Origin of the sequence: Nostoc sp., from assembly GCF_036916575.1 — a bacterium.
GTDB lineage: Bacteria > Cyanobacteriota > Cyanobacteriia > Cyanobacteriales > Nostocaceae > Nostoc.
This window is the reverse complement of sequence record NZ_JBALGC010000086.1, coordinates 1-15,076: the sequence shown is the minus strand read 5'-3', so window position 1 is coordinate 15,076 and position 15,076 is coordinate 1. Positions and strand designations below refer to the sequence as shown.

At 40.1% G+C, this 15,076-nt stretch carries 10 protein-coding genes; 6 read left to right on the top strand and 4 right to left on the bottom strand.

The features are described from left to right. Positions 1–126 precede the first annotated feature (126 nt). From V7L29_RS17790 to V7L29_RS17775, 4 genes are read left to right on the top strand one after another with little or no spacing between them, the layout of a single operon-like run. A complete protein-coding gene (locus V7L29_RS17790) occupies positions 127–4,140 on the top strand; it encodes an AAA domain-containing protein (RefSeq protein ID WP_334736323.1) in 4,014 nt (1,337 codons plus the stop codon). 56 nt (positions 4,141–4,196) lie between these two features. Then, on the top strand, positions 4,197–4,724 hold the full coding sequence (locus tag V7L29_RS17785; RefSeq protein ID WP_334736322.1) for a hypothetical protein: 528 nt from the start codon (positions 4,197–4,199) through the stop codon (positions 4,722–4,724). Next, a complete protein-coding gene (locus V7L29_RS17780) occupies positions 4,685–6,082 on the top strand; it encodes a trypsin-like peptidase domain-containing protein (protein WP_334736321.1) in 1,398 nt (465 codons plus the stop codon). The genes V7L29_RS17785 and V7L29_RS17780 overlap by 40 nt, the downstream gene beginning before the upstream one ends. A gap of 20 nt (positions 6,083–6,102) precedes the next feature. Further along, the gene (locus V7L29_RS17775) at positions 6,103–7,200 is read left to right on the top strand and encodes a hypothetical protein (protein WP_334736320.1); all 1,098 of its coding nucleotides are present in this window, start codon (positions 6,103–6,105) and stop codon (positions 7,198–7,200) included. 142 nt (positions 7,201–7,342) lie between these two features. Here the strand turns inward: V7L29_RS17775 and cysH are convergent, their stop codons facing one another. Together cysH and V7L29_RS17765 are read right to left on the bottom strand one after the other, a co-directional pair. Continuing rightward, positions 7,343–8,068: a phosphoadenosine phosphosulfate reductase gene (gene cysH / locus V7L29_RS17770; protein ID WP_334693881.1), complete on the bottom strand. Its 726-nt coding sequence runs from the start codon at positions 8,066–8,068 to the stop codon at positions 7,343–7,345. Positions 8,069–8,711: 643 nt separating this feature from the next. Beyond that, positions 8,712–10,451: a DHA2 family efflux MFS transporter permease subunit gene (locus V7L29_RS17765; RefSeq protein WP_334693882.1), complete on the bottom strand. Its 1,740-nt coding sequence runs from the start codon at positions 10,449–10,451 to the stop codon at positions 8,712–8,714. A 332-nt stretch (positions 10,452–10,783) separates the two neighbouring features. Between V7L29_RS17765 and V7L29_RS17760 the strand changes: the two genes are divergently transcribed. Next, entirely contained in the window at positions 10,784–11,377 is a 594-nt protein-coding gene (locus tag V7L29_RS17760) for a TetR/AcrR family transcriptional regulator (protein WP_334736319.1), read from the top strand. 182 nt (positions 11,378–11,559) lie between these two features. Here V7L29_RS17760 and patD read toward each other — a convergent pair whose 3' ends face one another. Further along, positions 11,560–11,913, bottom strand: coding sequence for a heterocyst frequency control protein PatD (patD, locus tag V7L29_RS17755; protein ID WP_334693884.1), 354 nt, complete (start codon positions 11,911–11,913; stop codon positions 11,560–11,562). Between the two features lie 292 nt (positions 11,914–12,205). Between patD and V7L29_RS17750 the strand changes: the two genes are divergently transcribed. Further along, entirely contained in the window at positions 12,206–14,476 is a 2,271-nt protein-coding gene (locus V7L29_RS17750) for a RelA/SpoT family protein (protein WP_334736318.1), read from the top strand. Between the two features lie 293 nt (positions 14,477–14,769). Here V7L29_RS17750 and V7L29_RS17745 read toward each other — a convergent pair. Next, on the bottom strand, positions 14,770–15,076 hold a 307-nt coding region (locus tag V7L29_RS17745), incomplete at its 5' end, for an SIMPL domain-containing protein (RefSeq protein WP_334736317.1).

Below are 15,076 nucleotides of genomic sequence, written 5' to 3'. Positions count from 1 at the left end.
CTACTTGAATAATAATCGCTGTGTCTGCAATTTGTAACAAATGATGATTTTTATAATACATATTACTTACAATAGAAGTATTAAAATACAAGCTTAGTCTTGTCGATCACTACCAATTCAAACCGAATGAGTATCTCGGACACTCAGGCAATCCAAGAAAAAATCAATATTTGGAAGAAAAGACTTGCTGGCGACTCTAACAGTAATCCTTTACTTGATTTTCGCAAAAATAAAAAACCAGTAATTGATATTCTTACAACCTCTTCAGTTTTATATAAAAACTTTGTAGGAGAAGAACCCACTCCATTTCCTTTTAGTCAACTCACAAGCAAGCAGAGTGATACTGACCGGATCAGGCTATTAGATGAACTTCTTAAAGGTGCGAAATCAAGCTTGGAGGAGAAGGGTTTTAATAGTCTCTTTCTAATTTTTGGTACTTTAACATGGTTTGACCCCCAAAAACCCCAGGAAAAGTATGTTTCTCCAATGCTGCTTGTTCCTGTCAAATTGGAAAAAAAGGGCAGAAAGTTGCCAGAGTTCACACTCTACTCTACTGATGATGATATTTCTGTTAAATTTATTTTAGTCAACAAGTTACGTGAAGATTTTAATATTGTACTGCCTGAGAGTGATCGCATTCCAAAATTGAGTTATGAGAGTTTTTTTGATGCTATTCGTGGTGCGATCGCTAAACAACCTAACTGGCATGTAGAAGAAACAGCACACATTACTTTGTTCCAGGATGCAAAAGCAGCAATGATTAAAGACTTGGAACACAATCAGCAGAAGATAGCTAATCATCCTATCTTGAAAGAACTAGCTATAAAACGAACACCTGATAATGTCAATAAGCCCCCCATTCCTCAAGAGCAAGAACTTGAGAAAATAGACCCCTCATCAATTTATCAAATACGTGACGCAGACTCCAGCCAGCAAGTAGTTATAGAAGCTGTAAAGGCAGGACTTAGCTGTGTAGTGCAGGGGCCTCCTGGTACAGGAAAAAGCCAAACTATTGTTAACATCATCACTGAGTTAATCGGCAAAAATAAGAAAGTGCTTGTAGTTGCCGAAAAGCAAACTGCTCTAGAAGTCGTCTTTGACAGGCTTAAAAAAAGTAAGTTGGAGGATGCTTGTCTAAATTTACACCATCAAGTAACAACAAAAGCAAAAGATTTCTTCAATCAACTAGGCCAAACTGTCACTCAGCTTTCAGAAAGAAACGAAGCACAACAGCAAGATTGGGATACATTCTTTAAACCTTTACGTGACTATCAACAAGTTCTCAATGATCATGTAGTAGGTCTACATAAACAGGAGCAACCATTAAATAAATCTGTTTTTGACCTGTATGGCGCAATTCTCCGGTTAGAACGAAAAGAAACTCCTGTGCTAGAGTTTAATCTTGATAATCTGGACGATTGGTCAGAAACCAGATTATTGGAAGCAAAAATCCCACTGGAAAAACTTGGTCAATTCGAGGCTATATTTCGGGGAAGGCAAAAAACGATATGGTCAAATAGTCCACTAAAATCTGAATCTTGGTCGTCTAATATCAATAATTATTTACGTCATAATATTGACAATCTCAGTCAAGGAATAAAACTTGCTCAGGATACTGTAGCTTCATTGACGCAACTGCTAAAAATAACAGAACCACTCGAAACATTGTATGATTTGGAACGGTTACAGCCAGCAGTAGCTCATATTCTTGATGCTCCATCAGGAATTGAAACTTGGTCTTTTTCAACAGATTTAGTCGATTTAAGACAGTTGTATTCTGATTTTGAAAAAGAGACCAGAAAGTATCAATCTATTAATTCTACACTAAATGCTGAGTATGCTCGTGAATTTTTAACTTTTGATTTGTTAGAACTTAGGAGACTTTTTACAAAAAGATTTACAGGTATTTTTCGCTTCATTCAACTAGCTTATTGGCAATGGCGTAATGCTAAGAGGCGGGAACGTCAACGTCTCATAGCTCTACGGCAAGACCAAAATAGAGTTTCTGAGCAAAAATTAATTGCAGATATTGAAGAAGCAATTGAGCGCCAAAATATTTTAAGTATATTAAAAGATCCACAATATCAAGCTCGTACAGCTTTTGGTTCTTCATTTAATGAAGAAATGACAGATTTACTAGGTATTGAACGGGGTCTTGAATGGTTGGAAATAATAAATCAACAGCGCCAATTAGATAAAGAGACAATAGCCACAGTTATTGCTTCAAGAGAACGCTATCAGGAGCTAAGAACATTTTTAAAAAATTTGGAATTATCCTTAAATCAGATTAAAGAAGGCTTTAAATTCTTAAGAGACAACTTTCCTCAAGAACGAGTAACAGCATTAGGTGTATTGCAAAAAACACCCTTAAAGGAAATTGAAAATTTCCGACAACAAGCCCACAATGAGATTGATTTATTCCAACAGTGGTTGGACTATCAACAAATTGTACGTCAATTAGAAGTTATTGGAACCAAAGATTTTTTATCTAAGCTACGAAATTCTAACTTCCTACCAAATGATTGGTTTTCAGTTTTACAAAAAGGCGTATATGAAAATTGGCTGCGACATATACATAATGATAATTTAGAGTTACGAAATTTTAACCAGGATTTCCACGAGCGGAAAATAAATGAGTTTTCCGAAAAAGATAAACAACAGTATGAAGTTGCAATAGAACGTTTGAGACAACTCCATGCCAAACGTTGGCAAGATTGGTTAACACAGGCGGAAGCAGTACAACAAGTGAAGTCTTTTAAAGATGAAAGTAAAAAGCAAAGGGGACAACAAAAAATTCGTCAATTTATCAAAAATGCACCTCAACTTGTTACTACCCTCAAGCCATGTTGGTTGATGAGTCCTTTAGGGGTTAGTCAATATGTAGATGCAGAGGCAGTGGAGTTTGATGTTGTTATCTTTGACGAAGCTTCTCAAGTTCGTACTGAAAATGCAGTATCTTCTATTATGCGAGCAAAACAGCTAATTGTTGTTGGAGATAACCAGCAGCTACCGCCAACTTCTTACTTTGAAAGTGCAGCTTCCGATGATAGCAACGATGAAGAAGAAGTTTATGAAAATTTGCTTGATGAGTGTTCCCCTTTATCAATTATGAAAGAATTTACTTTGAGGTGGCACTACCGCAGCCAAAATGAGAGCCTCATTGCCTTTTCAAACCAAAAATTTTACAATTCAAAACTCATTTCTTTCCCCAACCCTGTGAAAGATGTTAGCCGAGGAGTGCATTTCCATCCTGTTGAAGGAGGAATATATGACCGTGGTGGTAAGCGCAAAGATAATATCCGTGAAGCGGAGGAAATTGCAAAGCTAATAGTGCAGCATTTTCAGCGACACCTTAAGCAAACTTTGGGTATTATTACCTCAAGTAAACAACAGGCAAAAGCCATTTGGGAGCAAGTTAACCGTATCACTGTTCAGTATCCAGAAATACAAGAACTTTGTCAAGATAACTCAGACAAGTTCTTTATCAAACCAATCGATGAGGTTCAAGGTGATGAACGAGATGTGATTTTTTTCAGCTTTGGCTTTGGTTATGATAACGAACAACCGGATAAGTTAAATCACAACTTTGGTTACTTTAGTAAAATTCAACAGGATTTAGGAAGACGAAGATTAAATGTTGCAATAACTCGTGCTAAATGTAAGTTTGTTTTAGTCGCCTCAATTAAATCAGAAGATTTTGACGCAGAAAAAGGTCAACAAGCTGCATTGCTTAAAGAGTATTTTGCATACGCTCAAAGCAGCGGTCAAAAACTAAATGAAAAGGTTGCTGATGAGGTATCTCACTCAGATTTACACTTTGAAGAAGATATCTATCAGGTTCTAACAGAAAGGGGATATACAGTTAAGAAACGGGTAGGTCGTTCAGCTTACCCGATTGATCTAGTGTTGATAGATAACCTCAAGCCAGAAACAGAGGAGTATTTTTTAGGCATTGTATGTGATGGAGCAACGTATCGTGACTATCCAACAGCACGCGATCGCGATCGCCTCCGCCAAGAAGTTCTACAAAAATTAGGCTGGCGCATTTACAGAATTTGGTCTCGTGAATGGAATCGCGACAGAGACACTCAAATAAACCGACTAGTTGAGTATATAGAGAATCTACGCAATCAGAAATAAACACAGTTGCTAGTGTAGCTTTATAAACAGAGATTTAAATAAAACTTGGATTTTCTATGATAGTAGCACTAATTGAAGAACTGTTAACTAAAATTCAACAGTTGCAATTAATTATGATTGCGGTTTCTACTGGAGAGTTGAAAATTCACGAAAAAGAGAAAGAGTATACACTACTTTATGAAAATATTACTGACCTGATGGAATCTATTGAAGAGGAAGGGGTTTACATCGAAAATCCTAATAACTTTAAATCTCTTTCAGATTGGCGCGATCGCTGGTCATCTTTAAAAAGTGGATATGCTTCAAAAGCAGGATATATTCACGACCTATACACTAACGTTTTAAATCAAATTGATATTATTTCGTGCCAGCATTATATCAAAGAAAAATCTCAAGAAGAATTAGTTGACGAGTGGCAAATATCACGATTTGAATATCTGATAGCAAAGATTAAACAGTTAAAGTTAACTATGCTTTCGGTAGCTACTCAAGGACAGCCTGTTGAACTAGTTAAGTCTGAAGATGAGGGCTATAAAAAGCTTTATTGGGAGGTGAGATTACAAATAAGTATCCTTCAAAAATAGGTATAAATACTCAAAATTCTAATCAATTTCAATCTCTTTGGCAATGGTATAATTACTGGTCATTTAAGCTAGATAATTCAAAAACTGTACGAGAAGAATATATTGAGAATCTATATGAAACTTTGCTTAAAACAATTGAGAAAGCCTTAAAAAAACACTATCTTCAAAAAACTTCACTAGAAAAGTTTATTCAGGATTTGAAGCGTCGATTTAATCAGACCACTTATACCCAAGTTACTACAGATTCTATAATCATAACTCCAATTTTAAGTAAAAATGTGCAAACATATAATCTAAAATTAGATGACATATTTCAGCAACAAACATCGAAACATCTCGCTGATTCATTCTCTGTCGCAGCTACCCAAACTGTTGATAATTCCTTATTTGTAACTGAAAATTATAGCTCAATTTGGACAAATGAGAAATTCATGAACCCGGAAATCTTTTTAGAGCAAAATGATGTTATATATTTAGAGGAAAGTCTAGAAAAATTTTTTGCTACAAGGTTTGATAATGCAAGTAGTTGGAGAAGTGTATTTAGCTCATCTGGTGTTGAAGATTCGTTTATTAGACCCCTAAATTTTATTAATAATCCTGTAGAATTCAGCAACAGATTAGTAGCAAAATTTAAAGATTATAAAGTTTATAATCAGCGAATAAATTATCACCCGATGATAAATTTGTTGCAATATTTACTCAAGCGACGAGAAAGTTATGAGTTAGAAGACCCAGATATAGACTTATTCACTAAATTAGCTGAACGAGGTCGGGAAAACTTCAACGCTTTAAAGGCTCGTAACACTGTTTGTAGAATCGAATCACCCAAAGGAATGGGTATTGGTACAGGAGTATTGGTAGGTAAAAATATATTACTAACCTGCAATCACATTTTTAGCAAAACTCAAGTTAGACAAGCTTGGGTACGTTTTAACTACAATACTGACAGTCATCAGTTAGACAAAGATTTATTTGAACTAGATATGACTTTTGTCAGCTATCATAATCGCCCTGACTACGCTTTAATCAAAATAAAAGATAATCTTCAGCAACAAAAATCTATTTGTAGCGATGAAACATTAGATAGCGGTCAAGATATTCGTATTATTCATCATCCCCAAGGAAATCCAGTGATAATTTCTGACCTTGGACAAATTACACAAGTAGGAGAAGATTACATTGACCATAATCTAAAAACTGATGACAGTTGCTCTGGCGCACCAATTTTTAATCGCCAATGGGAATTGATTGCAATTCATCAAGGAAATCCCGGTATAGGACGTACCGTGACTCCAGGTTCAACAGGAGGTATTCCCATTCGTGCTATTTGGAATCAGATTTCACCGCATTTAGGTTGATGTAACAGAGGAATAATTTCATGAGCTTTTTCCAGAGTTTATCTGAAACTTTCAGCCGTGAGGCTCCAAAATATAAAACCCTTTCTCTACCAAAACATCGAGTTGATGTAGACTATGATGAAAAACCCATTATTGCAGGTGAAGCCTATTGTCGTATGTGGCTAGTGGAGATGCGCTTGGCTAAAGATGTAGAATGGTTCAAGCAAAGATATCCGGTGGTTCATGCTGCTGTCCGCTTCAATCACGGTGGAAAATCCGTAATAATTCCTTATCTAGCTGCACCTGGACAACTAGAAAAATCAATAGCAGATAATCTGGATAAAGTCATTCAATGCAACTATCCTCTCACATCTTTATTTCCCTTTAATGATGGATTAGTCGAGTTACAAACAGGCTTATTTAGCATAGCTAATAATGACTCCATCGGTAAATTTATTAAGACGATGGGCAGATTTTCTGAATTGTTACCTGTGCCAGAACTTTCAAGTGTTATAAAGCTAGTAGAACCAGTATATCGGGGTATTGAAGATTTACTCGATATTGGTGAGCGTCGATTAGAACTAGGCTACCAACAAACATTTTCTGAAGCCGATGGAGGTGGTAGTAATTCCCTGAAAGCAGGTTATTTTGCTGCAATTTTGGCGCAGGATAATAAGATAAACAGCGATAATCTTTGTATTGTCAAGGATAGCCTCTGTCTTGGTTCACCTGGAACAACAAAAACTTTTGAGCGTGATGGTAAACCCCTAGAAGGCTACAGCTATATGCTGTTTCGTATAGAAAAGCGCAAACAGCAAGATTGGGAGTCATTAAAAACTATAAAAGAGTTAGTTAGTCAAGCTAAAAATGCTATTTCTTCGGGCGAATATGAGAAAGTAAGGAAATTTGTTTTACCTGCTATTGAAATAGCTATTCTCCAAAGTCCTGATCTAACTAAAGCTGACCGACGCAATATGAGATTAAAAATTGGAGAAGAATTGAACGAACTCGGTTTGCAATCTACAAAAGTGCAAAGGCGATCGCTTTACTCAATTATGCAGCGACCTTTGCCAGAGATTGACGCAGTGACGGAAGCTGAATTAGCTTCTCTAGAGCAGCTTTTCCAGCAAAGTGGTTAATAAACTAGCCTCTAAATTTGTTGTGTAACAGTGTTATCTAACCGCAGAGGCGCAGAGTAAGCACAGAGGGGAGAGTCGGGAGCAATTCTTCTTTTCTTCTATTCCCTACTCCCTACTCCCTACTCCCTATCCCTACTTACCCTTAAATATGAATTCCACATTCTGTTTTATCACTTCCCCGCCAGCGTCCGGCGCGTTCGTCTTCGCCTTCGCCTACTTTGGTGGTGATCGGTTCGTCGCCTATGCTGGGATAACCTTTGTCGTGTAAAGGGTTGTAGATGACTCCGTGTTCAGCCACGTAAACCCAGCTGTCTTGGCGTGTCCAAGTGGCTATGGGATTTACTTTCAGCCGACCTTTATTATCTAATTCAAATATGGGCATATTCGCACGGGTGACTGCTTGGTCACGGCGGCGTCCGGTGATCCAAGCGACGCTGTTGAGTTCGTCTAGACCCCGTAGCAGTGGTTCAATTTTTGTAATCTGGTGGAATTGGGCAATATCCTTGTCCCAAAGTTTGTCGCCGTATTTGGCTTCAAAGGCTTCGCGGGTGTCTAGGTCTGGAGTTTTGTAAGTTTGCAAATCCAGGTTGTAGACTTGTTTGGCTTTGGCAACTAATTCTAGGCTTTCAGGGAAGTGATGCAAGGTGTCGAGAAATATCACAGGAACAGGATGCTTCAGTTCACTGTAAAGAATATGGGTAATTATCATGTCATCGACGTTAAAGGCGCTCGTTTGCACCAATTCTGTTGGGATATTCTCTACAGACCATGCCAGTATTTCTTTGGGAGTGGCAGTTTCAAATTGCTGATTTAATTTTTCTAAGTCAAAAGCGATCGTTTGGTTTCTAGATGCCGTGGAAACTGTCATGATAATCTTCTGTTCAAATATTTCTACCTTGATTAAGATTTATTTTAGCTCACAAAGGCGCGTATTCCGCTCGGAGTTCAGGTAATTATTCTATTCGGGAATTACTACATTACTGGGGAGTGGGGAGTGGGGGAGATGAAAAATATGGGATGTAACCAATGCTCAGTAAAAATCATTACATAAGTAAAAAACCCAGTATTTACTAAGAAACTTTACGAATATTTAAGTTTTCAAGTTATTTTATCGATATTTATACTGATTTTGATATGGTTAAAGAACTATTAACAAAAAGGATTTTACTTAAATGAACAATTCAAAATTCCCCAATCCCTTAGGTGAATCTATAATTATGGGCGCTTTAATGATGTTGACCAGCGTTAGCATTATTACAATAATGAACTTTTTCTAAGATAAAAATTTCTAATTTTAGCAATAAGACTTCACATAGTCCTGCTCAAAACTGAGTGGGACTTTTACTTTTCTGATCCACATATATCGGTTTATATTAAGCTTTTTGTGTGACTTCCGGTAGAAAAGAATTTTGAAACCGTGTTTTTACGTAGTTTTGCAATAATAGAATCTAAATGACAAAATTGGGATGCGATGGCTACGCCCGCCGCAGGCATCGCTATTTACTCTACCCCTAGTGACCGACCGGCGCTTTCGCTCCGGCACCGCCTTTACCCAGGAATAGTAACAGAGGTAATGAGCAAATGAACGCTACGCCTACGACTCGAAAGCAATCTGCGTAAGATAAAACAGCAGCTTGGGTATCTACTATTTGACTTAATAAAGCTAGTGCTTGTTGTTGAGCGGTTGTCGCATCCATGCCTTGACTTTGGAGTGCCCCGTTGAGTGCATCGAGGCGCTGATTGGTTTCGGGGTCATAAGGACTAAGTTTTGCTAACAGGATGGCTCGATGAAAAGCCTCTCGTCGGTCAAGCAGAGTGGTGAGTAGGGCAATGCCGATGCTACCACCTAATTGTCGGGTGAGGTTGTAGAAACCAGACCCAGCAGAAACATCTTGTTTAGGTAGCGGGCCTAAAACTGCTAAACTCAAAGGGAGAAACATCAACACAGTAAAAGCCCCACGCCATACCAATGGCCAAAATAAATCATCTGTACCGGTTTGTGGGGTTATTGTTGCTAGTTGAAACATGACTCCAGATGAACCGACAGCGCCCATTGCAATTAAAAATCGGGCATCAATTTTACTCGACAGTTTGCCTAATAAAATCATAACGATCGCAGATGCTAAAGCCCCAGGTGCTAATAATAGTCCTGTCTGTGTTGCCGTAAATTGCAGAATACTCTGAGCAAATATCGGCACAGCAAAGAGTGTGCCATAAAGCCCCATACCCACCACCGCTGAGAGAACGCTTCCCGCAGCTAAAGAACGGTGACGCAAAACTCTCAAATCCACAGCAGGGTGATCTGTTTTCAGTTCTCGCCAAATAAACAGTCCCAATCCAATAATACTAGCGATCGCCAACGTAGTGATGAAACCAGAGGAAAACCAGTCGTCTTCCTCTCCTTGCTCTAACAAAGTTTGCATACAGCCGATAGCGATGACCAAAAACCCAATCCCGAACCAATCAACGGCTTGGCTTTGTGTCTGGCTCTTGTCTTTGTCTTTGAGCAAAAATACAAAGGACATCGCTACTGCAATGATCCCGAAGGGAATATTAACAAAGAAAATCCATCGCCAGCCTAAACCATCTACCAAGAATCCCCCTAAAGTTGGGCCAATTGCTGGCCCAGAAATTACACCTACCCCAAAAACTGCTTGAGCCAGACCTTGTTCAGCAGGTGGAAAAGTCTCGAACAAAATCGCTTGTGCTTTAGCTAGCAATCCGCCACCACATAAACCTTGAAGAATTCGAGAAAAAACCAGCATCGGTAGATTAAATGCCAACCCGCATAAAACCGAGGCAAGGGTAAAGCCAATCAAGGAGAAGATAAAGTAGGTTTTGCGCCCAAAGTAATCTCCCAGCCATGCAGATAAGGGAATTAAAACGACGTTGGCGATCGCATATCCAGTCACTACCCAACCTACTTCACTGACAGTTGCACCAAGGCTGGCTTGGATGTCAGTCAGGGCAACGTTAACAATACTGGTATCAATCACTTCTAAGACTGCACCAATGGAAGCCGTGAAAGCGATCGCCCACTTCAATGGCCCCTGGACATAACCAAATTGGTCAAAAGTCGAACTTTTTATGTTAGTAGCCATTGTTACATCAATAATATTTAGGGGGATGTCAAAATAATTGATAATACTCGTCTTTGGCGAGAAGTAAGCTACGCGCAGGTTTCGTAGAGAAGCCATGCCGCAGGCTTTACGCTGCGCTATCAGTGCTTGCTCTGTGCGAAAGTTGGCCACCAAAATCTCTAATTTGGTGGGGCTTATATCCTCTTAATTACGAATTAGTAATTATTTGGTTAAAGCGATACCTGGGTTAGGCTATGCCTACGCCAAAGCTAAAATTAAACAATACATGTATGTATACGCTACGGTAGCGTATCATATTAAAATGGTCAAGAGACTTGAATAAAAAGCAGCAGAAATACCTATACTAAAGATGGATGGTCACTCCTGCTGTCTTCGTGTGTGAGAACTGGGTTATAGGGCTTATTTGTTTCCCATAGGCGATGTTCTATGCCCAAAGGTAGAAGCAAATTGTCAAGAAGATATTGCTTGGGGATGATATTTTTATGAATAAGCAAATCAACAGCCCCTCTGGACGCCCACGCAGCATTCACGCTGACCAAGCAATTCTCCAAGCAACCTTAGACTTGCTTGCAGAGTTAGGATATGAAAGCATGAGTATAGAAGCGATCGCTTCTCGTGCTGGAGTTGGTAAAACGACCATTTATCGGCGTTACACTTCCAAAGAAGAATTAGTTGCAGACGCTATAGAAAGTCTCAGAGATGATTTAGCGATCCCCGATACTGGCAGCTTTTGGGGAGACATGGATATCCTAATCAATAATGCCGCCAAAAAAATACATAGTCCCCTTGGTCGTCAGACACTTGCCCTGATAATTAGTACAGCGTCTAGCAATCCTCAGTTTGCAGAGGTTTACTGGACAAAATATACGAAACTCCGACGTGAAGCCTTTTCTAAAGTACTTAAGCGTGCCAAGTCTAGAGGCGAAATTCACAAAGATGCAGACGTAGACCTAATTATCGACCTTGTGAGCGGGTCACTATATTATGCACTGATCTTCAAACCCACAACCGAGCCAGTAGAAGTATACATGCGCCGCACTATGAATCTCCTCTTGAAAGGCATTGGTACTACTTAAAAGGGCATGGGGCAAACAGGGCATTGGGCATGGAGGAAGAATTCTTATAACTTCTAACTCCCAAATCCCAACTCCTAACTCCCCATTCCCCTTTACAGATTTGAAACTTGTTGCCAAAATAACTTTTCATAAACGCTCGTAAATGAGATGATGGAGTAATTAGAGAAAAAGGTAAAGAATTGTTATTTTTCTTTTTCCGCTTCTTGTTGCAGAATCGCATCACAGTATTGAATGAGAGTTGTCAAGCGATCGCTAATCGTCTGAAGTCTCGTTTGTGCAGTAGAAGCCTGCCGCGCTCCTTGCAAAAACATCACATCTATTTCCAACAGGCGCAGTTGCTTGCTCATCTCCGTTTGATAAGACTGCACTCGCCAGTTTTCATCAGCCAAAGGCACAATTTGCTGCCCGAAAAATTGCTGCAACGAGGCTACACGCACTCGCAGTTCGGGCGCAACGATTTGGGTAGTCGTGGCATCGGAGCGTAATTGCTCTAACAAGGTTACGAGTGCCAGATATTTCTCACGATTTAAAGACATCTAGTACTAATTAAGATATATTAATGTCAAGTAATTTTTCTTCTACAATAAACTTTCTTAAAGACTTATCAGCACTAAAAGCCTCAAATCAGGATTTGAGGCTTTGTTTCCCATCAATGGATTTTCTTTATGATCCTTGAAACTTCCACCGGATGACTACCAACGGCAATTGGAGAATCATCCTTACACTGTTTTTTTTACCCGTCTCTAGGCGACAGCATCTTCTTCGGGCGATGCTGCCAGTTTTATTTATCATTCACATTATCTACCGATCCACTCTAAACCCAATTGTATGAGCAGCCTAGCTATAAATTCATCAGTTGATCTAAGCATTCCAGAATGGTTAAAAAAATGTTTGAAGGAGTCATCAACAATTAGCACTGAAGCGGCAGATGACCGAAGGCATAATGATGCAGTCTTAATTGGTCGAGCATTTGAATTTGCTTACCAACTGCATCAAGGTCAATACCGCAAATCTGGAGAACCATATATTGCTCATCCCATCGCTGTAGCCGACTTGCTGCGTGACTTGGGAGGTAGTGCTACTATGATAGCAGCTGGATTTCTCCATGATGTCGTTGAAGATACAGAAGTTACAAGTCAAGAAATAGAAGAACGCTTTGGCCCAGAAGTGCGGCAATTGGTCGAAGGTGTCACCAAGCTTTCTAAAATCAATTTCACAAGCAAAACCGAAAGCCAAGCGGAAAACTTCCGGCGGATGTTTTTGGCAATGGCGCAAGATATTCGGGTGATTGTGGTGAAATTGGCAGATCGTTTGCATAATATGCGAACTTTACAATACATGTCAGAAGCCAGCCGCCGTCGCAGTGCCCAAGAAACGCGAGATATCTTTGCACCCTTAGCCAATCGCTTGGGGATTTGGCGGATTAAATGGGAACTGGAAGATTTGGCTTTTAAATATTTGGAACCAGAAGCTTTTCGCCAAATGCAGGAGTACGTTTCCGAAAAACGGACGGCGCGAGAAGAGAAATTGGCCAAATCTACAGAGATTTTGCGAGAACGTTTGCAGCAAGCCGGAATTCACTGCCAGGAAATCAGCGGTCGTCCCAAGCACCTTTATAGCATTTACCAAAAAATGCAACGGCAGCAAAAGGAATTTCATGAAATTTATGATTTAGCAGCGCTGCGGATTATTGTTCAAACAAATGAGGAATGCTATCGGGCTTTGGCGATGGTTCATGATGCCTTTCGCCCAATTCCTGGAAGATTTAAGGACTATATTGGACTGCCAAAACCTAACCGTTACCAGTCGTTGCATACTGGAGTGATTGGACTAACTGGTCGTCCTTTAGAGGTGCAAATTCGCACGCTCGAAATGCATCATATCGCCGAGTATGGGATTGCCGCTCATTGGAAGTACAAAGAAACAGGAGGTTCTAGTATTAGCCATTTGACAGCGACAGATGACAAGTTTACTTGGCTGCGGCAGCTGCTGGAATGGCAAACTGATCTCAAGGATGCACAAGAATATCTTGATAGCGTCAAAGATAATCTATTTGAAGATGATGTCTATGTCTTCACCCCTAAGGGGGATGTTGTTCCTTTAAGTCCAGGTTCTAGCACTGTAGATTTTGCTTATCGCATTCATACGGAAGTGGGAAACCACTGTGCAGGGGCGCGGGTGAATGGGCGAATGGTAACTCTGTCAACGCGGCTGCAAAATGGCGATATTGTAGAGGTTATTACCCAAAAGAACAGTCATCCGAGTTTGGATTGGTTGAACTTTGTCAGGACTTCGGCGGCGAAATATCGGATAAAACAATGGTACAAGCGATCGCGCCGCGAAGAAAATGTTGCCCGTGGACGGGAATTGTTAGAAAAAGAACTTGGTAAAACTGGTTTTGAGAGTCTGCTAAAGTCGGATGCGATGGAGACTGTCGCCGAAAAGTGTAACTACCACAGCGTGGATGATTTACTCGCTGGCTTGGGTTACGGAGAAGTGACGTTGAACCTAGTATTAAATCGCTGGCGAGAAGTAGCGAAGGGACAACAACCAGTTTCCACTGTGCCGCTATTTGTCCCCAAAGAATCAACTACATTAAAAGCTTTGCGAGATGCACCTGCAACTACCTCCCGCCCCGTAGATTCGCCAATTATTGGGGTTGAAGGTTTGGTATATTATTTAGCTGGCTGTTGTACCCCGATTCCTGGCGAACCAATTATTGGTGTGGTGACGCGAGGTAGGGGGATTTCGATTCATCGCCAAGGCTGCCATAATCTGGAGAGTGTGGAGTATGAGCGCTTAGTACCAGTTAGGTGGAACCCAGCCGCCGAAAATAGTGGTCGTCCGCACACGTATCCAGTGGATGTTCAAATTGAAGCCCTTGACCGCGTAGGGGTGCTAAAGGATATTTTGTCACGGTTGAGTGACCAAGGGATCAATGTCCGCCATGCTCAGGTGAAAACTGCTACTGGTCAACCTGCATTGATCGACTTAGGAATAGATATACGCGATCGCTCTCAATTAGAGCAAGTGTTCGTCCAAATTAAGAAAATGAGTGACATTTTGAATATCCGCCGCGTTGGTCAAATTGACGAGTAGGTGTCCCAATTGATAGGTGCGTTAACGCAGTGTGACGCACCAGTTTCAGTTCATCGGTGAGAGATTAAAATTAAGTACATTTTATCAACCAGTAAAAATACTTAAATTAGTTTAGTGGTTATGTTTCTACGCTGGCTCTTTATGGATTCCAGGGATATAAAGCTATCAAAGAGAAATGAAACCCTTGCCTAGTGAAGCTTAGAGGTTTAGCATCTACCTATGAAACTGAAACACTTAGCTGGTAACGAGTAGGAGACTTATTTATTAAGCAGATCGCTGGAATCCATAAAGAGCTAGATCGAGAGTCCTGCTGGAACTGGAGAATAACCGATATCTAGAGAAACACTAGCTTTTATTGTCTGAGGGCTACCAATTATAGGAGTTATAGCACTTAGTGCAACAGCTTTATCTGCTGCTACATTAAACACCAAAGGAGATGGGCTAGGATTGTCAGCTGAGTTAATATTAATGTCAATAATCTTTCCTGGGGTTAACTTCAAGGTATTAAAAACAGCCCCAGCCTGAGCTTGGGCGTCTTTAACCGCTTCGCTAAGAACCTGCAAACGTGCCTGCTGCAATGCTTTGTCTGAGGCAGTGAAG